Annotated in this window: 17 protein-coding genes; 7 read left to right on the top strand and 10 right to left on the bottom strand. The window is 70.4% G+C overall.

The window, feature by feature from the left end; all coding sequences use genetic code 11:
• Positions 1-66: 66 nt before the first annotated feature.
• Positions 67-1,290 carry an NYN domain-containing protein gene (locus ACZ5K7_RS30410; RefSeq protein WP_351695226.1) on the bottom strand — a complete coding sequence of 408 codons (1,224 nt, stop codon included), beginning with the start codon at positions 1,288-1,290 and terminating at the stop codon, positions 67-69.
• Positions 1,291-1,510: 220 nt separating this feature from the next.
• Here ACZ5K7_RS30410 and ACZ5K7_RS30405 point away from each other — a divergent pair, with 220 nt between their 5' ends.
• Positions 1,511-1,687 (top strand): hypothetical protein, encoded by a 177-nt coding sequence (locus ACZ5K7_RS30405; protein WP_351695228.1) that lies wholly within the window; start codon positions 1,511-1,513, stop codon positions 1,685-1,687.
• Positions 1,688-1,839: 152 nt separating this feature from the next.
• Here the strand turns inward: ACZ5K7_RS30405 and dnaE are convergent, their stop codons facing one another.
• Positions 1,840-5,379 (bottom strand): DNA polymerase III subunit alpha, encoded by a 3,540-nt coding sequence (gene dnaE, locus ACZ5K7_RS30400; protein ID WP_351695230.1) that lies wholly within the window; start codon positions 5,377-5,379, stop codon positions 1,840-1,842.
• Between the two features lie 233 nt (positions 5,380-5,612).
• On the opposite strand from dnaE, the gene ACZ5K7_RS30395 reads away from it, so the two are divergent.
• From ACZ5K7_RS30395 to ACZ5K7_RS30380, 4 genes are all read left to right on the top strand, one after another.
• Entirely contained in the window at positions 5,613-6,938 is a 1,326-nt protein-coding gene (locus tag ACZ5K7_RS30395; protein ID WP_351695232.1) for a DUF2252 domain-containing protein, read from the top strand.
• 67 nt (positions 6,939-7,005) lie between these two features.
• Positions 7,006-7,698 (top strand): hypothetical protein, encoded by a 693-nt coding sequence (locus tag ACZ5K7_RS30390; protein ID WP_468918153.1) that lies wholly within the window; start codon positions 7,006-7,008, stop codon positions 7,696-7,698.
• A 104-nt stretch (positions 7,699-7,802) separates the two neighbouring features.
• Positions 7,803-8,645 carry a thioredoxin domain-containing protein gene (locus ACZ5K7_RS30385; protein ID WP_351695236.1) on the top strand — a complete coding sequence of 281 codons (843 nt, stop codon included), beginning with the start codon at positions 7,803-7,805 and terminating at the stop codon, positions 8,643-8,645.
• Between the two features lie 104 nt (positions 8,646-8,749).
• Positions 8,750-10,429 carry an alkaline phosphatase D family protein gene (locus ACZ5K7_RS30380; protein ID WP_468918150.1) on the top strand — a complete coding sequence of 560 codons (1,680 nt, stop codon included), beginning with the start codon at positions 8,750-8,752 and terminating at the stop codon, positions 10,427-10,429.
• A gap of 7 nt (positions 10,430-10,436) precedes the next feature.
• Here the strand turns inward: ACZ5K7_RS30380 and ACZ5K7_RS30375 are convergent, their stop codons facing one another.
• Positions 10,437-11,006: a dienelactone hydrolase family protein gene (locus ACZ5K7_RS30375; RefSeq protein ID WP_351695240.1), complete on the bottom strand. Its 570-nt coding sequence runs from the start codon at positions 11,004-11,006 to the stop codon at positions 10,437-10,439.
• A gap of 102 nt (positions 11,007-11,108) precedes the next feature.
• On the opposite strand from ACZ5K7_RS30375, the gene ACZ5K7_RS30370 reads away from it, so the two are divergent.
• Positions 11,109-12,224 (top strand): mechanosensitive ion channel family protein, encoded by a 1,116-nt coding sequence (locus ACZ5K7_RS30370; protein ID WP_351695454.1) that lies wholly within the window; start codon positions 11,109-11,111, stop codon positions 12,222-12,224.
• A gap of 15 nt (positions 12,225-12,239) precedes the next feature.
• On the opposite strand, the gene ACZ5K7_RS30365 is transcribed toward ACZ5K7_RS30370, so the two are convergent.
• From ACZ5K7_RS30365 to ACZ5K7_RS30340, 6 genes are all read right to left on the bottom strand, one after another.
• On the bottom strand, positions 12,240-12,980 hold the full coding sequence (locus ACZ5K7_RS30365) for an SDR family NAD(P)-dependent oxidoreductase (protein ID WP_351695243.1): 741 nt from the start codon (positions 12,978-12,980) through the stop codon (positions 12,240-12,242).
• 105 nt (positions 12,981-13,085) lie between these two features.
• Positions 13,086-14,672 carry a Na+/H+ antiporter gene (locus ACZ5K7_RS30360; protein ID WP_351695246.1) on the bottom strand — a complete coding sequence of 529 codons (1,587 nt, stop codon included), beginning with the start codon at positions 14,670-14,672 and terminating at the stop codon, positions 13,086-13,088.
• Positions 14,673-14,746: 74 nt separating this feature from the next.
• A complete protein-coding gene (locus ACZ5K7_RS30355) occupies positions 14,747-15,217 on the bottom strand; it encodes a GNAT family N-acetyltransferase (protein ID WP_351695248.1) in 471 nt (156 codons plus the stop codon).
• Positions 15,214-16,158 (bottom strand): RluA family pseudouridine synthase, encoded by a 945-nt coding sequence (locus tag ACZ5K7_RS30350; RefSeq protein WP_351695250.1) that lies wholly within the window; start codon positions 16,156-16,158, stop codon positions 15,214-15,216. The genes ACZ5K7_RS30355 and ACZ5K7_RS30350 overlap by 4 nt, the downstream gene beginning before the upstream one ends.
• An 80-nt stretch (positions 16,159-16,238) precedes the next feature.
• Entirely contained in the window at positions 16,239-16,847 is a 609-nt protein-coding gene (gene lspA, locus ACZ5K7_RS30345) for a signal peptidase II (RefSeq protein ID WP_351695252.1), read from the bottom strand.
• A 66-nt stretch (positions 16,848-16,913) separates the two neighbouring features.
• Positions 16,914-17,615, bottom strand: a complete 702-nt coding sequence (locus tag ACZ5K7_RS30340) for a TraR/DksA family transcriptional regulator (protein ID WP_468918143.1) — start codon at positions 17,613-17,615, stop codon at positions 16,914-16,916.
• Positions 17,616-18,403: 788 nt separating this feature from the next.
• Between ACZ5K7_RS30340 and ileS the strand changes: the two genes are divergently transcribed.
• The gene (gene ileS / locus ACZ5K7_RS30335; RefSeq protein WP_468918140.1) at positions 18,404-21,541 is read left to right on the top strand and encodes an isoleucine--tRNA ligase; all 3,138 of its coding nucleotides are present in this window, start codon (positions 18,404-18,406) and stop codon (positions 21,539-21,541) included.
• 385 nt (positions 21,542-21,926) lie between these two features.
• On the opposite strand, the gene ACZ5K7_RS30330 is transcribed toward ileS, so the two are convergent.
• On the bottom strand, positions 21,927-23,240 hold the full coding sequence (locus ACZ5K7_RS30330; protein WP_351695258.1) for a DivIVA domain-containing protein: 1,314 nt from the start codon (positions 23,238-23,240) through the stop codon (positions 21,927-21,929).
• Between the last annotated feature and the right edge of the window lie 40 nt (positions 23,241-23,280).

The raw sequence follows: 23,280 nt of genomic DNA, 5'->3' as shown, positions 1-23,280 counted from the left end.
CGAGACTACGGGGTCGCCCCCGTTTACTCGCCTTTGGGGCTGTCGGCCCCGCGCCCCGGGGCTCACTCATTCGGCCGGTGCATGCTCCGCCGCCCCCGCCGGTACATCGATCTCTCTCCAGAACCCCGCCCGAATGGCGTACCGGTCGTGCTCGTCGATCTGGTCGTCCTTGTGGGCCAGCAACCCGAACCGGGCCGCGTACCGCAGCAGCTCCCCGTCGATCCGATGCGGGATCCGCGGATACATCCCGGACAGCTTCTGCACATGGTTGTGGTCGCCCAGCCGCGAGATCCACCGCCGTGCGAACACCTGCCCGACCTCGAAGGGATCCCCGCCGACGGTCGTGATGTCCTCCTCCCGGTCGGCCCACCGCTGCTCCGCGGTCGTCAGCTGCGCCAGGGTGGGCATGGAGGCGGCCTCCGCGGGCTCCGCGACGGTCCCCGGCCGGTCCACCCACCCCTTGTCGGAGGACCACCGCAGGGTGGCGGTGGTCGCCGGATTCTGGACCGGCTGCGCGCCCGGCGCCCGCAGCGCGGCGAGGTCCTTCGGCGTGGGCACCCCCTTGGGCGCCGGCACCCGCTCGACCGCCCCGTTCTCCGCCGCATTCGCCACCGGCGCCCGGTCGGCCTCCTCGGCCCCCGGGTCGGCCGCGGCGGCCAGCCCCGAGTCGGGCAGCGGCGCGGAGAGGATCGCGGCGATCTCCGGCCGCGGCGCGGGCGGCGGCGCGCAGACCGCGGTCAGCTCCTTCGCCCGTACCGCCTGGGTGATCCACGCGCGGTCCAGGACCCGCCGCTCGTCGGCCTCGGCGACCAGGTCCTCGGACTGGTTGTAGTCCCCGTCGGCGGCCTGCACGGCCCACAGGTGCACGGCGACCCCGTGCTCCTTCGCGGCCATCATGCCCGGCAGCAGATCGCCGTCCCCGGTCACCAGCACCACGTCGGAGCAGGCGCGGTTGCGGGCCAGCTCGGTCAGCTCGGCGTGCATGGCCGCGTCCACGCCCTTCTGCGCCCAGCGGCCGTCGCTTCGGGTCAGCGCGCCGAGCCGGACGGTCACCCGGGGCATCACGCGCAGCCGGCGGTGCTCCGGCTGCGGGACGCGGTCGGGGGCGCCGTCGAACCAGTAGATGCGCAGCAGTGGACGCTCGGTGTCGGATTCCGCGCGGTCGCGCAGCGCCTGGATGAGCGCGGCGTGGTCGACGGTGATCCGGGATCGGGAGGGCTCACCGGCGAGGAGACTGGCGGCGGCACCCAGCAGATACCCGGCGTCCACCAGGACGATGCAGCGGTCCACGCGACTCACCCTCTTTCCGGGAGGTTTGCTTTCGGGGCTTCCTTCGAGTCTGCCCGACGGCGCGGGGGTTAACGGCCCGAACTCGATCTTCGGCGTGGCGTTTCGGCACCTTGCTCTCCGACAAACCCTGTCACAGACGGTAATTATCCGAAATGCGTCTGTTGTCAGCCTATGTGAATCTGAATTCGGCCCCTAGATCCCCCACAGGAGGCAGATCACCATGGCCAAGAACAAGAACCGCAAGGGTGGCTCCCAGAACCGCGCGTCGCAGGCCGAGCCGGCCCACGAGCACGCGCAGCGTACGTCGACGGAGTCCCACGACTCGCCGGTGTCGCACATCCAGGGCAGCCCCGCAGATGTTGCCCGTAAGCAGCAGAAGCGCTTCGGCCACAACTGAGCGGACTCACCAGGTCCCTCAGGGCTGTTGAAGCCCAGGCACACAGAAGGGGCGCACCGTTCACGGGTGCGCCCCTTCCGCGTGTGTACGACCGTCAGCGCATGTACGACCGTCAGCGCGTATACGACCGACAGCGCGCGTACGACCGACGCCTAGCCGGCCAGGCAGGACGGGCCGAGCAGTACCTTCAGGTCGCCGAACAGGGCCGGGTCCGGCTTGACCCGGTGCCGGTCGAGGCGCAGTACGGTCGTCTTGGTCGGGCCCTGGAGCTTGATCCGGACCTCGCTGTCGCCCTTGTGGTGGCTGAGGATCTCGCCGAGGCGGCTGACCATGGGCGGGGTGATCCGGGTGGCCGGGATGGTGAGGATCACCGGCGCGTTGGCGCCCGCGGCGGACAGGTCGGGAATCGCCAGCTCCATCGCCACCAGGCGGGGCACGTCCTCGCGCTTGTCGAGGCGGCCCTTGACGAACACGACCGCGTCCTCGACGAGTTGGGTCGAGATCAGCTGGTAGGTCGCCGGGAAGAACATGCACTCGATGGAGCCCGCCAGGTCCTCGACGGTGGCGATCGCCCAGGCGTTGCCCTGCTTGGTCATCTTGCGCTGGAGGCCGGAGATGATCCCGCCGATGGTGACGACCGCGCCGTCGGCGTGCTCGCCGCCGGTCAGCTGCGCGATACCCGCGTCGGCCTTGTCGGAGAGCACGTGCTCCAGACCGAAGAGCGGGTGGTCGGAGACGTACAGTCCGAGCATCTCCCGCTCCTGGGCGAGCAGATAGGTCTTGTCCCACTCCTCGGTGGTGAACTCCACGTCGAGACCGAACCCGGGCTCGTTGCTCTCCTCGTCGCCCATTCCGCCGAAGAGGTCGAACTGGCCCTCGGCCTCCTTCCGCTTGACCTGCACCACGTTGTCGATCATCGGCTCGTACTGGGCGGTGAGGCCCTTGCGGGTGTGCCCGAGCGCGTCGAAGGCGCCCGCCTTGATGAGGGATTCCGTGGTCCGCTTGTTGCAGGCGGTGGCGTCGACCTTGTCCAGGTAGTCGGGGAAGGAGGCGAACTTCCCCTTCGCCTTGCGGGCCTTGATGATCGACTCGACGACGCCCGTGCCGACGTTGCGCACGGCCTCCAGGCCGAAGAGGATCACGTCGTCGCCCTGGGCGGCGAAGTTGTGCACCGACTCGTTGACGTTCGGCGGGAGCACCTTGATGCCCATGCGGCGGCACTCGTTGAGATAGACGGCCGACTTGTCCTTGTCGTCCTTGACCGAGGTGAGCAGCCCGGCCATGTACTCGGCGGGATGGTTCGCCTTCAGGTAGGCGGTCCAGTACGAGACCAGGCCGTACGCGGCGGAGTGCGCCTTGTTGAACGCGTATCCGGCGAAGGGGACCAGCACGTCCCACAGCGCCTGGATGGCCTCGTCGCTGAAGCCCTTGTCCCGGGCGCCCTTCTGGAAGAGGACGAAGTTCTTCGCCAGCTCGTCGGGCTTCTTCTTGCCCATCACGCGGCGCAGGATGTCGGCCTCGCCGAGCGAGTAGCCCGCGATGATCTGGGCGGCCTTCTGCACCTGCTCCTGGTAGACGATCAGGCCGTAGGTGACGGCCAGGACCTCTTCCAGGGGCTCCTCCAGCTCCTTGTGGATCGGGGTGATCTCCTGGAGCTTGTTCTTGCGCAGCGCGTAGTTGGTGTGCGAGTCCATGCCCATCGGGCCGGGACGGTAGAGCGCGGAGACGGCGGAGATGTCTTCGAAGTTGTCGGGCTTCATCAGGCGCAGCAGCGAGCGCATGGGGCCGCCGTCGAACTGGAAAACGCCGAGGGTGTCGCCGCGCTGGAGGAGTTCGAAGGTCTTCGGATCGTCGAGCGGCAGGGCCAGCAGGTCGAGGTCGATGCCCTTGTTGGACTTCACCATCTTGACGGCGTCGTCCATGATCGTCAGGTTGCGCAGGCCGAGGAAGTCCATCTTCAGCAGGCCGAGCGACTCACACTGCGGGTAGTCCCACTGCGTGATGGTCACGCCGTCGGTGTGCCGCACCCAGATCGGGGCGTGGTCGACGATGGGCTCGCTGGACATGATCACGCCGGCCGCGTGCACACCCATCTGCCGGACCAGGCCCTCGACGCCCTTGGCGGTGTCGATGACCTTCTTGACGTCCGGCTCGTTCTCGTACATCCCGCGGATCTCGCCCGCCTCGTTGTACCGCGGGTGCGAGGGGTTGGTGATGCCGTCCAGGTCGATGCCCTTGCCGAGGACGTCGGCGGGCATCGCCTTGGTGAGGCGGTCGCCCATCGCGTACGGGTAGCCCAGCACGCGCGCGGAGTCCTTGATGGCGTTCTTGGCCTTGATCTTGCCGTAGGTGCCGATCATGGCGACCTTGTCGGCGCCGTACTTCTCGGTCACGTACCTGATCACCTCGACGCGCCGGCGCTCGTCGAAGTCGATGTCGACGTCGGGCATGGAGACGCGCTCGGGATTGAGGAACCGCTCGAAGATCAGACCGTGCGGGATCGGGTCGAGGTCGGTGATGCCCAGGGCGTACGCGACGATCGAGCCGGCCGCGGAGCCTCGGCCGGGGCCGACCGCGATGCCGTTGTTCTTGGCCCACATGATGAAGTCGGCGACCACGAGGAAGTAACCCGGGAACCCCATCTGGATGATGACGTCCAGCTCGTACTCGACCTGCTTCTGGCGGTCGTCCGGGACGCCGCCGGGGAAGCGGCGCTCCATGCCGCGGCGGACCTCCTCCTTGAACCAGGTGACCTCGGTGTAGCCGTCGGGGATGTCGAACTTCGGCATGAGGTTCTTCGCCTCGAACATGCCGGTGGTGTCGACCATCTCGGCGACCAGGAGGGTGTTGGCGCAGCCCTGCTGCCAGGCGTCCGAGGAGTCGATGGCGTACATCTCGTCGGTGGACTTCAGGTAGTAGCCGGTGCCGTCGAACTTGAAGCGGTCCGGGTCGGAGAGGTTCTTGCCGGTCTGGATGCACAGCAGGGCGTCGTGGGCGGTCGCCTCGTGCGCGTAGGTGTAGTGCGAGTCGTTCGTCACCAGCGGCGGGATGCCGAGCTTCTTGCCGATCTCCAGGAGGCCGTCGCGGACCCGGTGCTCGATCTCGATGCCGTGGTCCATCAGCTCCAGGAAGTAGCGGTCCTTGCCGAAGATGTCCTGGTAGTCGGCGGCCGCCTTCAGGGCCTCGTCGTACTGGCCGAGGCGGAGGCGGGTCTGGAGCTCGCCGGAGGGGCAGCCGGTGGAGGCGACGATCCCCTCGGACCACTGGGAGATCGTCTCCTTGTCCATCCGGGGCCACTTCTGCAGCCAGCCCTCCGCGTAGGCGTCGGAGGAGAGCCGGAAGAGGTTGTGCAGGCCGGTGCTGTTCACCGCCCACATCGTCTTGTGGGTGTAACCGCCGGAACCGGACACGTCGTCCCGCTTCTGGTGCGGCTGACCCCACTGGATCTTGCGCTTGTTGCGCCGCGACTCGGGCGCGACATACGCCTCGATCCCGATGATCGGGGTGACTCCGGCCTTCTGCGCGGTGTGGAAGAAGTCGTACGCCCCGTGCAGGTTGCCGTGGTCGGACATGGCGATGTGCGTCATGCCCATCTCGTTGCAGGCGTTGAACATGTCCTTCAGCCGCGCGGCACCGTCCAGCAGCGAGTACTGGGTGTGGACGTGCAGGTGCGTGAAAGGCGGCTTTGACACGGTTTCGGCCTCCAGAGGAAACAGGCGTCGACGATCTTCCGACCGACTGCGGACCGACTGCGGACAGTCTGGTGGGACGGCGAAATCCTATGCCTCGGCACTGACAATCCGCCCGCCACCCCGCGTACCTTCGGGCGAAGAAAGCGGGCACTCCCGCGGACCTTCGCACGTTGGCCCGAAGGAGAGATCCGCACCACATGTCACGCACCACCCGTACCAGGAGGCACCCAGCGATGTCGGTCCCCCAGCTCAACGGCGAGCAGCGCGGCGAGGAGATCCTCGCCGTCTTCGACACCGCCTTCGGCGAGCTCCTGGCCGCCGACCCGGCCGCGTTCCGCGTGAAGTTCCGGAAGATGGCGGCCTCGGCCTTCGCCTTCTACCGGGGCACGGCGGCGCTCTTCTACCACGACGTGGACGCCGAGAAGCGCGGCGGCCCGTTCCTGGACGAGCGCACCTCGCGCGTGTGGATCCACGGCGACCTGCACGCGGAGAACTTCGGCACGTACATGGACTCCAACGGCCGCCTGGTCTTCAACGTCAACGACTTCGACGAGGCCTACGTCGGCCCCTTCACCTGGGACCTCAAGCGCTTCTCCGCCTCCATCGCGCTGATCGGGTACGCGAAGGCGCTCAGCGACGAGCAGATCACCGAGCTGGTCGAGGTGTACGCGGGCGCGTACCGGGAGCGGATCCACGCGCTGGCGACCGGCGCCAAGAGCGACGAGGTGCCGCCGTTCACCCTGGACAGCGCCGAGGGCCCGCTGCTCGGCGCGCTGCGCGCGGCCCGCTCGCTGACCCGCTTCGAGCTGCTGGACTCGATGACGGAGATCCGCGACTGGGAGCGCCGCTTCGCCTCCGGCGGCGGCTCCATCGAACTGGACGCCGCCACCCGCTACAAGGTCCTCGCCGCCTTCGACGGCTACCTGGAGACGCTTCCGGAGTCGTCCCTGTCCCGCCCGGACTCCTACCGCGTCAAGGACGTCGTCGGCCGGCGCGGGATCGGCATCGGCTCGGCCGGTCTGCCGTCGTACAACATCCTCCTGGAGGGCTCCACGGACGCCCTGGAGAACGACGTCGTGATCTACATCAAGCAGGCCCAGACCCCGGCCGTCTCCCGGCACATCACGGACCCGGCGATCCGGGACTACTTCCAGCACGAGGGCCACCGCACGGTGATCTCCCAGCGCGCCCTGCAGGCGCACGCCGACCCGTGGCTGGGCTGGACCGAGCTGGACGGCTCCGGGCAGCTGGTCGCCGAGGTGTCGCCGTACGCGGTCGACCTGGACTGGAGCGACATCGACGACCCGGAGGAGATCGCGGCGGTCGTCGCGGACCTCGGCCGGGCCACGGCCTCGATGCACTCCGCGGCCGACGACACCTCCGGCGAGTCCCTGGTGCCGTTCTCCACCGAGCGGGCCATCGACGCGGCGATCGCGGCGGACGAGGACGGCTTCGCCCCTCTGCTGGCCGACTTCGCGCACAGCTACGGCGCACGCGCGCGTGCCGACCACCAGATCTTCGTCGACCTGTTCCGCAACGGCCGCATTCCAGGCCTGTAACCTTCGCGGATTCACAGGGCCCTTTTAGGGGTCTCCTACATGGGTACGTGACAGACTCTCCACCGCTATGGACATATCCGGGACCCAGCTCAGAGCCGTGCGCGCGGCACTGTTCACGGCGTTCGTCGTGACGCTCAGCACCGCGTCGCACGTGCTGCTGTCCCGGGCCCCGCTGCCGTTCGCCACGGTGGCCGCGGTCTCCGCCGGAGTGTTCGTCACGGCGTACGCGCTGGCGGGCCGCGAGCGTGGCTTCGGCCGGATCGCGGCGCTGCTGGTCCCGCTGGAACTGGCCGCCGACACGGTCTTCACCACCGGCCAGCACGCCTGTTACGGCAGGGCGGGCGGCCCCATCGCCGGCCCGCTGCGCGCGGTCGGCTTCGACGTGCTGTGCCATGGCGGCGCCGTCGGCACCCCGCTGGCCCAGATGACCGGCGGCTCCCGGGCCGCCGCGGCGCTCGCCCACGCCGACCCGACCGCGGCCTGGCTGCTGCTGGCCGCGCACGTCGGCGTCGGCCTGCTGGCCGCCGCCTGGCTGCGTCGCGGCGAGCGCGCCCTGACCCAGCTGCTGCGCGCGGTCGCCGCCACCACCTTCCGCCCGCTGCTCCTCGCGGTCGCCGCGGGCACGGTCCGGCTGGTTCCGGTACGACGGCTGCCGCGTCCGGCGCCGCGTACGGCCGCCGCCCGCGACCTGGTCCTCGTGCACTCCCTGGGACGGCGTGGACCGCCGTGCTCCCGGGCGCTCGCTCTGCCCTTCGCCTGACCTGAGCGCCCCTCCCTCGCCGGCAGCCCCTCGTTCGAGCACGACGAGTCCCCCACACGTATCCCGCGTACGACATGTGCGCGTCCCATATGGAGATCACCAACATGAGCAAGCGGAACAGCCAGTCCGCCAAGAACGCGGCCCGGGAGCGACTGCGCGTCGAGCGCGAGAAGCAGGCCAAGCGCGCCAAGGTCAAGCGCCAGGTCATCGTGGCCTGCTCGGTCGTGGCCGTGCTGGCCGCGGCGGGCGGCATAGGTTACGCCGTGGTCCAGGCCAACAAGCCGGGCTACTGGGAGGACGAGAAGTCCGCCAAGGTGGTCGCCCCGGCCAACACCACGGGCACCGACGGCACCACGGTCGTGATCGGCAAGTCCACCGCCAAGAAGACCCTCAAGGTCTACGAGGACCCGCGCTGCCCGATCTGTGCCCAGTTCGAGCAGACCGTCGGCTCGACGGTGAAGAAGGACATCGACGACGGCAAGTTCAAGATCCAGTACATCGGTGGCACGTTCATCGACGGCGACTCGCTGGGCAAGGGCCAGATCGGCTCGCGCGGCGAGGGCTCCAAGAACGCGATGAGCGCCATGGGCGCCGCGCTGAACGTCAGCCCCGAGGCGTTCCTGGAGTACAAGACCGCGCTGTACTCCACGAAGTGGCACCCCGAGGAGACGGCCGACAAGTTCAAGAACGACAGTTACCTCATCCAGGTCGCCAACACCGTCCCGGCGCTGAAGAACAACAAGGCCTTCCAGGACGCCGTGAAGTCCGGCAAGTACGACGCCTGGGCGCTGGCCATGTCGAAGACCTTCGACACCAACAAGGACGGCGTGACGGGCACCCCGAGCTTCGTCATGAACGGCAAGATGCTCACGGCCGACTCCAACGGCAACCCGCCGATGACGGTCGAGGCCTTCAACTCCGTGGTGGACGCGGCCCTCAAGGCGTAGTCAGGGCGCTGTGCACAGGTACGGCGCCGGCTCCGGGTGAAGAGCAGGCGAACTTTTTCTGGTTCGCCTGCTCTTGTTCATACTGGTCAGTAACCTGATCGCCCGTGACCAGTCGATACAGATCAACTCAGGCCTCCGAGGGCGCCAATTCCCTCTCCCCGCGCCGCCGTACGGTCGTGAAGGCCGCGGCGGCGACCGCTGGCATTGCCGTCGTCGCCGCCCCGCTCGCCGCCGCGCTGCCGGCCCGGGCCGCCTCGGACGCCCCCGCCTTCCTGCACGGCATCGCCTCCGGCGACCCGCTGCCCGACGGCGTCCTGCTGTGGACCCGGGTGACGCCGAGCCCCGACGCGACCCCCGGCTCCGGAGTCGGCGCCGACACCGAGGTCAGCTGGATCGTCGCCACCGACAAGGCGCTGACCAACGTCGTCTCCCGCGGCTCCACCACCGCGACCGCCGCCTCCGACCACACCGTCAAGGCCGACATTCGCGGCCTCTCCCCGGCCACCGACTACTGGTTCCGCTTCTCGGCCGGCGGCACGGACTCCGCGGTGGCGCGCACCCGCACCGCCCCGGCGGCCGACGCCGCCGTCTCCGGCCTGCGCTTCGGCGTGGTCTCCTGCGCCAACTGGGAGGCCGGCTACTTCGCCTCCTACCGCCACCTCGCCGCCCGGGGCGACCTCGACGCCTGGCTGCACCTCGGCGACTACATCTACGAGTACGGCACCGGCGAGTACGGCACCCGGGACACCGTGGTCCGCCCGCACGCGCCGGCCCACGAGATCATCACCCTCGCCGACTACCGCACCCGGCACGGCAAGTACAAGACCGACACCGACCTGCAGGCCCTGCACGCCAAGGCGCCGGTCATCGCGATCTGGGACGACCACGAGTTCGCCAACGACTCCTGGTCCGGCGGTGCCGAGAACCACACCGAGGGCACCGAAGGCACCTGGACGGCCCGTCAGGCCGCGGCCAAGCAGGCCTACTTCGAGTGGATGCCGGTCCGCCCGGCCATCGCCGGCACCACCTACCGCCGGCTGCGTTTCGGCAAGCTCGCCGACCTCTCCCTGCTCGACCTGCGCTCCTTCCGCTCGCAGCAGGTCTCCACGGGCAGTGGCTCGGTCGACGACCCGGACCGCACCATCACCGGCCGCGCCCAGCTCGACTGGCTGAAGGCCGGGCTGAAGGCCTCCGACACCACCTGGCGGCTGGTCGGCAACTCGGTGATGATCTCGCCGTTCGCCATCGGCTCGCTCTCCGCCGACCTGCTCAAGCCGCTCGCCAAGCTGCTCGGGCTGCCGCAGGACGGCCTCGCCCTCAACACCGACCAGTGGGACGGCTACACCGACGACCGCCGCGAGCTGCTGGCCCACCTGCGCTCCAACGCGATCGGCAACACGGTGTTCCTGACCGGCGACATCCACATGGCCTGGGCCAACGACGTGCCGGTGGACGCCGGGACCTACCCGCTCTCCGCCTCCGCGGCCACCGAGTTCGTGGTCACCTCGGTGACCTCCGACAACCTGGACGACCTCCTCAAGGTCTCCCCGGGCGCCGTCTCCACCGTCGCCGCGCCGATCATCCAGCTGGCCAACCGCCATGTGCACTGGGTGGACACCGACCGGCACGGCTACGGCATCCTGGACATCACCACCGCCCGGGCGCAGATGGACTACTACGTCCTCTCCGACAAGACGAAGGCCGACGCGACCTCGTCCTGGGAGCGTTCGTACCGCACCCGCAGCGGCACCCAGAAGGTCGAGCGCACCTACGACCCGGTGTAGCCGTCACCTACAGCGTGTCGAGGAAGCCGAGCGCCACCCGCCAGGTGGCCTCGGCGGCCTCCTCGTCGTAGTCGGGCAGCCCGGGGTCGGTGTAGAGGTGCCCGGCGCCCGCGTACCGGTAGATCTCCACATCGGCACCGGCCCGGCCCATCTGCAGATACCAGGCGCTCAGCCAGTCGTCCGTCTCGAAGGCGTCCGGCTCGGCCACGTGCAGCTGCACCGGCAGCTCGTCCACCGAGGCGGTCGGCGCGATGTCCGACGTACCGTGCAGGAGCAGCAGCCCACGCGCCCGCTCGTCGCCCAGCGCCAGCGTCTGCGCGATCGAGGCGCCCAGCGAGAACCCCGCGTACACCAGCCCGCGCTCCGAGTAAGGCGCCGCCGCCAGCACGGCCCGCTTCAGCAGCTCGTCCTTGCCGATCGACTCGTTGAACTCCATACCCTCCTCGACCGTGTCGAACGTACGCCCCTCGAAGAGGTCCGGCGTCCATACCTCGTGCCCCGCGGCGCGCAGCCGGTCCGCGGCCTCGCGCACCGCGGGCCTGAGGCCATAGGTCGAGTGAAAGAGCATGATGTTCATGCGCCCATGGTGCCAGCCGGTACCGACAGCACTTGTGACGTCCTCGACACCGGTCAGCATGTTCAGGACCCCACCGATCTGGTTACGTTCCGACCCATGGACATGGAGAACGTACTCCGCCCGCTGATCGTGGTCGGCGGCGCCGTCGTCCTCACCCTGCTGATCGGCTGGGCGACCGACCTGCTGCTGCGCAAGGCAGACGCACGGCACAGCGAGACACCCCTGTGGGGGCTGCTGCGCCGGGCCCGCATCCCCTACCAGCTGGTGCTGTGCGCGGCCCTGCTCAGAGGCTCCTACGACAAGGCCGAGCTGCTCCTGGGCCACCGGGTCGCCGTCGGTCAGATGCTGACCCTGGTGCTGATCGGGTCGGCCGCCTGGCTGGTGGTGCGGATCGCGGCGGCCGTCGTCGACACCTCGTACAACCGCTACGCCCGCGGCCACACCGACGCGGCCCGGGTCCGCCGGGTACGCACCCAGGTGTCGCTGATCATGCGGGTGGTCACGGCGATAGTCGGCGTGATGGCCGCGGCGGCGATGCTGCTGACCTTCCCGGCGATGCGCGCGGCCGGCGCCTCCCTGCTGGCCTCCGCCGGAGTCCTCGGCATCGTCGCCGGTGTGGCCGCCCAGTCCACGCTGGCGAACATGTTCGCGGGTCTGCAGATCGCCTTCGGCGACATGGTGCGCCTCGGCGACACCGTCGTGGTCGACGGCGAGTGGGGCACGGTCGAGGAGATCACCCTGACCTTTCTGACGGTACGGACCTGGGACGAGCGGCGGATCACCATGCCGGTGTCGTACTTCACCTCCAAACCCTTCGAGAACTGGTCCCGGGGCACCCCGCAGATGACCGGGGTCGTCTACTGGCATCTCGACCACTCGGCGCCGATCGAGTCGATGCGCGAGAAGCTCCGGGACATCCTGCGCGAGTGCCCCGCCTGGGACGGGCGGGACTACAGCCTGGTCGTCACCGACTCCACGCCGAACACCATCCAGGTGCGGGCGCTGGTGACCGCCAAGGACTCGGACGATGTCTGGAAGGTCCGGGTGACCGTCCGCGAGCAGATGATCACCTGGCTGACCGCCGAGCATCCCTACGCCATGCCCCGGGTCAACACGGCCGACGCGGTCCCGCCGCCGGGCGGGATCATCCCCTCCCAGGACGGGGCGGCGACGGCCCGGCGTCTGCACGAGCCGCCCCGCACCGGCCGCGGCGGCTGACCGCTCCCTCTCCCGTCAGTGACCGCGCTCGGCGCCGCCGTTGACCTGGACGATCTGCGAGGTGACATGCCCGGCGGCAGGGGACGCCAGCCAGTGCAGGGTGGCGGCGACGTCACCCGGTATGCCGGCCCGCCCGGTCGACGTCTCGGCGACGAGCCGCTCCCGCCGCGCCTCCTCGACCGGGCCGCCGAAGAACTCGGTGTCCTCGACGTACCCGGGCGCGACCACGTTCACGGTGACCCCGCGCGGCCCCAACTCCCGGGCCAGATCGTGGGCGTACGGATGCAGGGCCGCCTTGGCGGCGGCGTAGGAACCGGTCCCCGAGCCCCGGTACGCGGCGATGGAGCTGAGGAACAGCACCCGCCCGCCGGGGTCGGCGAGCCGGTCCTTCAGCGCCTCCGTGAGCAGGACGGCGGTCAGCGTGTTCTGCGCGAAGTTGCCCGTCCAGGTACGGGCGACGGCGTCGAGCGGATCGCCGGCCTGCGCGTCGGGCGCGAACGCCGCGTTCCCTCCGGCGCTGTGCACGAGCACGTCCACGGTTCCGAACTCGTCGGCGACGAACCGCGCGACCGCGCGCACGTCCGCCGGTTCCGTCAGATCGGCGGCATACACCACCGCACCCGGCACCCCTGCCTTCTCCAGCACCTCCCTGCGCCGCCCGAGCAGCAGCACCCGATCCCCATCCGCGGCGAACACCCGCGCCGTGGCGAGCCCGATCCCCGTCCCACCACCACTGATCACAATGTTCCGAGCCATGATCCGAGACTACGAGCGCACCGCCGACCCCGCTTCCGCTTATCCACAGCAGCCATACGTTCGTATGACTATCGCAACACGTCGGCGGCATCGGAGAGAGCGGACTCAGCGCAGGCTGCGCACATCGAGGTGCCGCAGCACCCGGTCCACGATCTCCGGATCCGCCCCCGGCTCGCTCCGCGCCGCCAGCACCTCGTGCCGGGCCGCGCTGAGCATCTCCTGCTGGATCCGCCGCAGCCGCTTCAACCGCTTCGCCCGCTTGTCGTGCCCCTCCCGCCGCTCGTCCTCCACCACCTCGGGGCTGATCCGGAACCCGATCTCGAAGGCCCGCCGCAGCATCTGCTCCGTCACCTCCTCCGGCAGGTCCTCGACCTGCTCGATCTCCTTCAGCCGCCGCCGTGCCGCCTTCGCCGCCCGTACCGCCAGTTCCTTCTCGAACTCCTTCTCCTGATCGGTGTCGGCCCGCACGCCCAGCCGCTTCACCAGCCACGGCAGGGTCAGCCCCTGGAGCACCAGCGTCGCCATGATCACGCCGAAGGCGATGAAGACGATCTCGTCCCGGTCCGGGAAGGCGGATCCGTCGTCGGTCTTCAGCGGAACGGCCAGGGCCAGCGCCACCGACGCCACCCCGCGCATCCCGGACCACCACATCACGACGGTCTCCCGCCAGCTGGTCGGGATCTCCTCGTCGTAGTCCCGCCGGGCGTGCAGCCGCTTGGTCAGCCAGGTCGCCGGCAGCAGCCACATCAGCCGGACCACGACGACCACACCCACGATCGCGGCCGCCCAGCCGAGCAGTTCGCCCCAGCGGCCGGACGCCGTACGGATCGCGTTGTGCAGCTCCAGGCCGATCAGCCCGAACGCGACTCCGGTGACCAGCGTGTCGACGATGTCCCAGAAGGTGTATCCGGCGAGCCGGGTCATCACGTCGTCGGCGTCGGTGGCGTACTCGGCGATGAACAGCGCGGTGGTGAGCACGGCGAGCACCCCGGAGCCGTGCAGTTCCTCGGCGAGGACGTAGGAGACGTACGGGACGAGCAGGGTCAGGCCGATCTGGAGGGTCGCGTCGCCGAGCACGTCCATCAGCTTGTTCGCGCCCCAGCCGAGCACCAGCCCCACCGCGACCGCGACCACGGCGGAGAGCAGGAAGTCCAGCCCGGCCCGCCAGGGCGAGAACGTGCCGCTGACCACGGCGGCGATCGCCACGTGGTACAGGACGATGGCCGTGACGTCGTTGAAGAGGCCCTCGCCCTCCAGGATGGACACCAGCCGGCGCGGCAGCCCGAGCTGCCCGGCGACGGCGGTCGCGGCGACCGGGTCGGGCGGGGCGACCAGCGCGCCCAGCGCGACGGCGGCGGCGATCGGCAGCCCGGGCACGATCGCGCTGGCGACGACGGCCACGCACACCGTGGTGACGAACACCAGGGCCACCGCGAGCAGGAAGATCGGCCGCTTGTTGGCCGTGAACTGGCGCCAGGAGGTCCGCCGGACGGCGGCGTAGAGCAGCGGCGGCAGCAGGCCGGGCAGGATCAGCTCGGGCGGGATGTTCACGTTCGGCACGAAGTCGGCCACCGCGAGGACGATCCCGAACAGGGTCATCAGCACGGGCGCCGGCAGCCCCAGCCGGTCCCCCACCGGGACGCTCACCAGAGCCCCGAGCAGCAGCACGAACAACAGGGCCAACTGATCCACGGCCAGCGCTCCGGGAGTCGACGATCACACAGCGGGCCTCAAGCCTGCCATGCGGTCTTCCGGCATGGGCCGCGCTACAGGGCGCGCCGCATCCCCCGGTGCGCGATGCCCGCCTCCTCGTACTCCGGGCCGTAGGGCTCGTAGCCCAGCCGCTCGTAGAAGCCCAGCGCGTGCGTCTGCGCGTGCAGGTCCACCGCCCTGAGGCCACGCGCGCGTGCGGCGTCCTCGATCGCGCGCACCAGGGCCACGCCGATGCCGAGGCCGCGGGCCTCCTGGGAGACCGCGAGCCGGCCCAGGGAGCCGAGGGACGGATCGCCGTCGGTCTTCTCGGCGGCCGTCTCGCCGTACAGCAGCCGGCCGGTGCCCAGCGGTACGCCGTCCTCGCGGATCGCGAGCACATGCAGAGCCGTGGCGTCGTACTCGTCGTACTCCAGGTCCTCGGGGACGCCCTGTTCGACGACGAAGACCTGCTTGCGTACGGCGAAGCACGCCTCCAGGTCGGCGGGGTCCTCGGCGACCCGCACCCGGTACGCGCGCGTGCTCATCCGTATGTCTCCTCGCGGACCTGGTCCAGCGCCGTGCTCAGGTCGGCCGGGTAGTCGCTCTCGAACTCGACCCAGTCACCGCTGCCGGGGTGCTCGAAACCGAGCCGGACCGCGTGCAGCCACTGCCGGGTCAGGTGCAGCCGCTTGGCGAGCGTCGGGTCGGCGCCGTAGGTGAGGTCGCCGACGCAGGGGTGGCGGTGGGCGGCCATGTGGACGCGGATCTGGTGGGTACGGCCGGTCTCCAGCTTCACGTCCAGCAGGGAGGCCGCGCGGAACGCCTCGACGAGGTCGTAGTGGGTCACGGAGGGCTTGCCGTCGGCCGTGACCGCCCACTTGTAGTCGTGCTGGGGGTGGCGGCCGATGGGGGCGTCGATGGTGCCGCTGGTCGGGTCCGGGTGGCCCTGCACGAGCGTGTGGTAGCGCTTGTCGACCGTGCGCTCCTTGAACTGGCGCTTGAGCGAGGTGTAGGCGCGCTCCGACTTGGCCACCACCATCAGGCCGGAGGTGCCGACGTCGAGGCGGTGCACGATGCCCTGGCGCTCGGCGGCGCCGGAGGTGGAGATGCGGTAGCCGGCGGCCGCGAGGCCGCCGATGACGGTCGTGCCGGTCCAGCCGGGGCTGGGGTGCGCGGCCACGCCGACCGGCTTGACGATCACGACCACGTCATCGTCGTCGTACACGATCTCCATGCCCTCGACGGGCTCCGCGACGATCTGCACGGGCGCGGGCGCCCCCGGCATCTCGACCTCCAGCCAGGATCCGCCGCTCACCCGCTCGGACTTGCCGACCACCGCGCCGTCGACCTGGACCTTGCCCGCCGCCGCCAGCTCGGCCGCCTTGGTGCGGGAGAAGCCGAACATGCGGGAGATGGCGGCGTCGACGCGCTCGCCCTCCAGGCCGTCGGGCACGGGCAGGGTTCGGATCTCGGGAACGGTGCTCACCCGTCGAGTATGCCGGACTGTACCGACAGTGCCGTACGCGAGCCCGTCCGGCCCGCGCTCCGGCCCGGCTCCGGCCGCGGTCAGTCCTTGTGGACGGTGCCGTCCGGGTCCAGGCCGCGGAAGGAGAGCAGGACGATCAGGATGCCGCCGCAGACGATCGCCGAGTCGGCCAGATTGAACACCGCGAAGCCCTTGGGCGCGATGAAGTCGACGACCTGGCCCTCGAAGATCCCCGGCGAGCGGAAGATCCGGTCCGTGAGGTTGCCGAGCGCGCCGCCCAGCAGCAGGCCGAGCGCGACCGCCCAGGGGAAGCTGTAGAGCTTGCGGGCCAGGCGGAAGATCACGACGATCACGGCCGCCGCGATCACCGTGAAGATGATCGTGAAGGCGCCGCCGAACCCGAAGGCCGCGCCCGGGTTGCGGATCGCGTGGAACTCCAGCCAGTCGCCGATGACCTCGATCGGCGCGTGGTGCTCCAGCTTCGCGACCACGATCGTCTTGCTGACCAGGTCGAGGGCGTACGCGAAGGCCGCCACCGCGAACAGCACGGCGATCCGGCGTCCGCGTCCGGGCCGCCGTTCGTCCCCGGTCCGCTGCTGCTCCGCGCCGGACACGCCGGGTGCCGCCGTCTCCTCACCGCCGTCGTCCGGAGTGTCCGGCGTACCGATGATGCGCTCCGCCTCTGCCACGTGAGTCCCTCAACCTAGGTGCCTGCTCGGGACGAGACTACGGCACGCCCCACGCGACCCCGATGCTCAGTAGCGGCGTTCCTGTTTCTGCTTGCACTCGACGCACAGGGTCGCCCTCGGGAAGGCCTGCATCCGGGCCTTGCCGATGGGGTTCCCGCAGTTCTCGCAGAGTCCGTAGGTGCCCGCGTCGAGCTTCTCCAGGGCCCGCTCGGTCTGTTCCAGCATCTCGCGCGCGTTGGCGGCCAGCGCCAGCTCGTGCTCGCGCGTGATGTTCTTGGTGCCGGTGTCGGCCTGGTCGTCACCCGCGCCGTCCCCGGAGTCCCGCATCAGGCCGGCCAGGGCGCTGCCGGAGGCGTCGAGCTCGGTGCGCAGCCGCAGCGCCTCGGTCATCAGCTCGGTGCGCGCCTCCTCGACCTCCTCCGGCGTCCACGGGTCCTCGCCGGGGCGCACCGCGAGTTCACCCGGAGCCGCCGTGGCGACCCGCGCCTTGGGGACGGCGGTGTCCGCCGCAGTGGCCGTGCCAGGGGTCTTCTTCGCAACCACCGTCGTGGCTCCCGTCTGCTTCGCGGCCCGCGCCGCGCCCGCTTTCTTGGCCGTGCTCTTCTTGGCCGTGCTCTTCGCCGCCGCGGTCTTCGTCGCCGCGGCCTTGGACGCGCTCTTCTCCGACTTCCCCGCGACGCCCTTGGGAGCCGCGGTCGCCTTCTTCTCCGCCGTCCTGGTCTCGGCGGCTCTCTTGCCGTCCGCTCTCTTGCCGTCCGCCTTCTTCACCGGCGTCCTGTGTGCAACCGTTTCCGCGGCGGAACCCTTCCCACCAGCCGTTTTGTCCGCCACGGCTGTCTCCCCCGCGCGCATGCCCCGCTTTCCGCCGCCCCCCTTGGTGTCACCGCCGGAGGCAGCCGCGCCACTGGATCGGCCGGACGCCGACTGCTGTACGGCGGTCTTCTTCGCCACCATGGCCGCGGCCCCTTCACATATTGTGATCTTGCACGCGAATCCTGCTGGGACGATAAATCGACTTGAGTCCCGCGGCAACGGGGCACGCCGCCCGGTCCGCCTGCCCCGCACCCCCCACGCAGCAGGTATGCATCCGTTGTGCCCAACTCCCCGCGCGGTAATCCGCCGAGCCGGACATCCCAGGATGCGAACACGCGTACCGCGCCATTCGGGTCATCTCGGCAGGTGGACGGCCCGGCGCCGCCCGTCCCGGGAAAACGGGTCGGCCGCTGTCCGTGCGGCGCCGTACACTGGGCGGAGCGAGAAGCGTGGATGGGGACGAGTAGCGGCGTACGCAGCCCAGAGCGACCCGGGGACGGTGGGAGCCCGGGGGCCGGCGCGACGTGAAGATCACCCCGGAGCCGCCGGAAGAAAGCCGCAGCTGAGAAGCGGGGGCGAGTAGAACCGGTTTCGCGACCCCAATGAGGGGGCTCACCGGCGCGTACGGCGCCCGGGGAGCCAAGGAGGGTGGTACCGCGGGAGCGCGCCGCACACGGCGTAGGCAGGACAAGGCTCTCGTCCCTCCGACGGAAGGCAGCAAGTCCGTTGGAGGAAGCTCGCAGATGACAGCGCCGACGTACCGCCAGGTGCCCGCACAGGTCGACCTGCCCGCCCTCGAGCACGCCGTGCTCGACTTCTGGCGCGAGCAGAAGATCTTCGCCAAGACCCTGGAGCAGTCCGAGGGCCGCCCCGAGTGGGTGTTCTACGAGGGCCCGCCCACCGCCAACGGCATGCCCGGCGCCCACCACATCGAGGCGCGCGTCTTCAAGGACGTCTTCCCCCGCTTCCGCACCATGCGCGGCTACCACGTGGCCCGCAAGGCCGGCTGGGACTGCCACGGCCTGCCCGTGGAGCTCGCGGTCGAGAAGGAGCTGGGCTTCAGCGGCAAGCCGGACATCGAGAAGTACGGCATCGCCGAGTTCAACGCCAGGTGCCGGGAGTCCGTGCTCCGCCACACCGACGCGTTCACCGAGCTGACCACCCGCATGGGGTACTGGGTCGACCTGGACGACGCGTACGTGACCATGGACCCCGAGTACATCGAGTCGGTCTGGTGGTCGCTCAAGGAGATCTTCGACAAGGGTCTGCTGGTCCAGGACCACCGCGTCGCCCCCTGGTGCCCGCGCTGCGGCACCGGTCTGTCCGACCACGAGCTGGCGCAGGGCTACGAGACGGTCGTCGACCCCTCCGTGTACGTCCGTTTCCCGCTCACCTCCGGTCCGCTCGCCGGCCAGGCCGCGCTCCTGGTGTGGACGACGACCCCGTGGACCCTGGTGTCCAACACGGCGGTCGCCGCGCGCCCCGACGTCACCTACGTCGTCGCGACCAACGGCGAGGAGCGGCTCGTCGTCGCCGAACCGCTGGTCGCCAAGGCGCTCGGCGAGGGCTGGGAGACCACGGGCCAGACCTTCACCGGCGCCGAGATGGAGCGCTGGACCTATCAACGTCCGTTCGAGCTGGTTGAGTTCCCGGAACCGGCGCATTACGTCGTGAACGCGGAATACGTCACGACCGAGGACGGCACGGGTCTGGTCCACCAGTCCCCCGCCTTCGGTGAGGAAGACCTCAAGGTCTGCCGCGCCTACGGCCTGCCGGTGGTGAACCCGGTCCGCCCGGACGGCACCTTCGAGGAGGACGTCCCGCTGGTCGGCGGCGTCTTCTTCAAGAAGGCCGACGAACGCCTCACCGAGGACCTGTCGCAGCGCGGCCTCCTCCTCAAGCACCTGCCGTACGAGCACAGCTACCCGCACTGCTGGCGCTGCCACACCGCGCTGCTCTACTACGCGCAGCCGTCCTGGTACATCCGCACCACGGAGATCAAGGACCGGCTCCTTCAGGAGAACGAGAAGACGAACTGGTTCCCGGAGACCGTCAAGCACGGCCGTTACGGGGACTGGCTGAACAACAACATCGACTGGGCGCTGTCCCGCAACCGCTACTGGGGCACCCCGCTGCCGATCTGGCGCTGCGAGGACGACCACCTCACCGTCGTCGGCTCCCGCGCGGAGCTGACCGGGCTGACCGGCACCGACCAGTCGGCCCTGGACCCGCACCGCCCGTTCATCGACGAGGTCACCTTCGCCTGCCCGCAGTGCCAGAAGACGGCCACGCGCGTGCCGGAGGTCATCGACGCCTGGTACGACTCGGGTTCGATGCCGTTCGCTCAGTGGGGCTACCCGTACAAGAACAAGGAGCTGTTCGAGAGCCGCTACCCGGCCCAGTTCATCTCCGAGGCCATCGACCAGACGCGAGGGTGGTTCTACACCCTCATGGCGGTCGGCACGCTGGTCTTCGACAAGTCGTCGTACGAGAACGTGGTCTGCCTGGGCCACATCCTCGCCGAGGACGGCCGCAAGATGTCCAAGCACCTGGGCAACATCCTGCAGCCGATCCCGTTGATGGACCAGCACGGCGCGGACGCGGTGCGCTGGTTCATGGCGGCCGGCGGCTCCCCGTGGGCGGCCCGCCGGGTCGGCCACGGCACCATCCAGGAGGTCGTGCGCAAGACCCTCCTCACCTACTGGAACACGGTCGCCTTCCAGGCGCTGTACGCCCGTACGTCGAACTGGGCGCCGAGCGCGGCGGACCCGGCCCCGGCCGACCGCCCGCTGCTCGACCGGTGGCTGCTCTCCGAACTGCACGCGCTCACCGACCAGGTGACCCAGGCGCTGGAGGCGTACGACACCCAGCGCGCCGGCAAGCTGCTGTCCGCGTTCGTCGACGACCTGTCCAACTGGTACGTCCGCCGCTCGCGCCGCCGCTTCTGGCAGGGCGACAAGGCCGCGCTGCGCACCCTGCACGAGGTGGTGGAGACCGTCACCAAGCTGATGGCCCCGCTGACGCCGTTCATCACCGAGCGGGTCTGGCAAGACCTCGTCGTGCCGGTCGCCCCGGGCGCCCCGGAGTCGGTGCACCTGGCGGCCTGGCCGGAGGCGGACCTCTCCGCGATCGACCCGGAGCTGTCCCGTCAGATGGTTCTGGTACGACGGCTCGTGGAGCTCGGCCGGGCCACGCGCGCGGAGTCGGGGGTCAAGACGCGGCAGCCGCTGTCCCGGGCGCTGGTCGCGGCCGTGGGCTTCGACGCGCTCGACCCGGAGTTGCACACGCAGATCACCGACGAGCTGAACGTCTCGTCGCTGGCGTCGCTGTCCGAGGTGGGCGGCTCGCTGGTGGACACCACGGCCAAGGCCAACTTCCGGGCGCTGGGCAAGCGGTTCGGCAAGCGGGTGCAGGACGTGGCGAAGGCGGTCGCCGCGGCGGACGCGGCCGCGCTGTCGCTGGCGCTGCGCGAGGGCACGGCGTCGGTGGAGGTCGACGGCGAGAACGTGACGCTGGCACCGGACGAGGTGATCATCACGGAGACGCCGCGTGAGGGCTGGTCGGTGGCGTCGGACTCCGGTGCGACCGTCGCGCTCGACCTGGAGATCACCGAGGAGCTGCGCCAGGCGGGGCTCGCCCGGGACGCGATCCGGCTGATCCAGGAGGCCCGCAAGAACAGCGGCCTGGACGTGGCCGACCGGATCGCGCTGCGGTGGGTGTCGACCGACCCGGCGGTGATCGCGGCGCTGGCGGAGCATGCTCCGCTGATCGCCGACGAGGTGCTGGCGACGGACTTCGCGCAGGGCGAGGGGGACGACGGTTACGGCGAGCCGTTCGTGGACGAGGGGCTGTCTCTGACGTTCCGCCTGCGCAAGGCTTAAGCGTCCCGCCTGTTTGAGAAGGGCCCGGTCTCCGCGGTGGGGATCGGGCCCCTCTCATAGGTGCGGGTCGGAGCAGGTGCTGTGCGCGGTTCCCCGCGCCCCTTCAGGCACATGCCGGCGCCGTGAGCGTGCGCGGTTCCCCGCGCCCCTCCAAGACCGGCCCCTCCCCTGCCCGAAGGCCGGACCAGGCGCCGTGCGGTTCCCGTGCCCCCTCAAGACCGGCTCCTCCCCCTTGCCCGAGGGCCGGGCCGGCCGCCGTGTGCGGTGTGCCGGGCCGCTGGAGCAGGGGCGCGCAACACGCATAAACAGGGCGGGCCCCGGATCGAAATCCGGGGCCCGCCCTGTGGTGCTCTGCCGACGACTGTGGCGCGCTACGCGCCCGCCGTCAGTTGTCGTCCTCGTCGATGAGGAAGCCGCGCATCGGGGACGGCGCCTGGCCCATCGGAGAGGGGCCCTGCGGGCGTACCGGTGCCATCGGCTGGGTCATCGCCGGCGTCATCTGCTGCTGGCCGCCGTAGGACGGCGGAGCCGGGGACGGACCGCCCATGGGCTGGTTGCCGCCGTAGGACGGGGCGCTCGCGCCGGCCGGGGCCATGGAGGGCGCCGGGGACGGCGGGAGGGAGGCCGTGGCCGGGGTGCGCGGCGGCGCCAGGGAGTCGTCGGCCTGGGTCTCCAGCTGACGCAGCTGCGACTCCAGGTACGACTTCAGACGCGTGCGGTACTCGCGCTCGAAGCCGCGCAGGTCCTCGACCTTGCGCTCCAGCGTGGCGCGCGCGGACTCCAGGGAGCCCATGGCGACGCGGTGCTTCTCCTGCGCGTCCCGCTCCAGCGCGTCCGCCTTGGCACGGGCGTCACGCTCCAGACCCTCGGCGCGGCTGCGGGCCTCGCCGACGATCTTGTTGGCCTCGGAGCGGGCCTCGGCGATCGCCTGGTCGGCGGTCTGCTGGGCCAGCGAGAGGACTCGAGCGGCGCTGTCGCCACCGGGGCCCTGACCGGGGCCGCCCATCGGACCGCCCATGGGGCCGCCCATCGGGCCACCCATCTGCTGCTGCATGGGGGGCTGGCCGCCCATCGGGCCCTGGCCCATGCCCTGGCCCATCGGACCCTGACCCATGGGGCCCTGACCCATCGGGCCACCCTGGCCCATCGGACCCTGACCCATCGGACCGCCCTGGCCCATGGGGCCCTGACCCATCGGACCGCCCTGGCCCATCGGACCCTGACCCATCGGACCAGGACCCTGCGGACCGCCCTGGCCACTGGGACCGGCCGGCAGCTGCGGGGCGCCGCTCGGCAGCTGCGGGGGGCCACCCATGGGGCCACCCATCTGCTGCTGCGGCGGGCCCGATATGCCGGCGGGCACCGGAGCGCCGGGGCCTCGCATGCCCTGCTGAGGCATGCCACCTTGCTGCGGCATACCACCCTGCTGAGGCATGCCGCCTTGCTGCATACCGCCCTGCTGCATGCCGCCCTGCTGGTCCTGCGGCTCCGGAGGCTTGCGCATGTTCTGCTGGTTCTGGGCAGCCGCGCGCGTGGCCGCGGCGAGCTTGGCGCGCAGGTCCTCGTTCTCGCGCAGCAGGCGCGTCAGTTCGGCTTCGACCTCATCGAGGAAGGCATCGACCTCGTCCTCGTCATAGCCTTCTCGGAGGCGGACGGTCGTGAACTGCTTGTTCCGCACGTCCTCGGGGGTCAACGGCATCTCTTCACCTCAACGTAGTCGTCGGCATCGGCAAGACGGT

The organism is Streptomyces sp. NPDC031497, assembly GCF_055580905.1.
Note: the sequence above shows the minus strand (reverse complement) of the source record. Positions and strands in the feature narration are given on the sequence as shown.